The 747-nt window shown below is 49.5% G+C and carries 1 protein-coding gene; it reads right to left on the bottom strand.

All coding sequences use genetic code 11. The features are described from left to right. Positions 1–125 precede the first annotated feature (125 nt). Positions 126–747, bottom strand: a 622-nt coding sequence (locus tag CKY51_RS22295; RefSeq protein ID WP_152250079.1) for an ABC transporter permease, incomplete at its 5' end; no start/stop codon positions are given.

The following is a 747-nucleotide window of genomic DNA, read 5'->3' as shown; positions in this document are numbered from 1 at the left end:
AGCAAAAGCCGGAATACGAAATAGGAGTCCGTTCCGTGGGCGCGGAGATGTGTAAAAGAAACAGATTGTTATAGATGGAATCCCGCAGCGTGACATGGTGGAATTCAAGTTTGGCTGTCATCGTTCTAGATCCAGAAGGGAAGGCGCAGCTTGGCCTTGTGAAGAAACCAGAATGCCGCGATCCAGCCGATCACCGCCATTACTGTCAACACCACATACGTCACCATACTCGGCGCATGACCGAGCATCGGCGCCCGAATGCCCTCAATAAGATAAGTAAAGGGATTGAATTCCAAAATTACTGAAGAAAACGGCAGCGCCTCCAACCGGTACATCACTGGACTTATCAAGAATAGCATCGGCATCACCGATGACACACCGTACTCAAGATCGCGATAGCGAGCCCCCAGCACACCGAAGACAAAACAAATCCAAAGCATATTGAGCGTCACCAACAAAATCCCTGGAATAAATAGCAATGTGTACCAGGTCACGGGAATATGAAAGAAGACCGCAACAATCAGAAATACGACCAAACTGTGTACGAAGTTGACTATGTATCGCGTGACAACACTCGTCGGATGGACCGAAAGCGGCATCACCACATTACGAATTAGTGGCGCCTGCCGCACAAAGAGGCCGCAGCTCTCGATAAGAACGCCGGATAACATCTGCCAGATGATCAGACCGGCGGTCAACGTCGGAATGAACTTTTGGCGATCGATATTGAGCAGCTGACTCCATAAC

Source organism: Xanthomonas maliensis (assembly GCF_009192945.1).
In the GTDB taxonomy this organism is placed as follows: domain Bacteria; phylum Pseudomonadota; class Gammaproteobacteria; order Xanthomonadales; family Xanthomonadaceae; genus Xanthomonas; species Xanthomonas maliensis.
The sequence above is the reverse complement of the archived record's forward strand: the minus strand, read 5'-3'. Positions and strand labels throughout refer to the sequence as shown.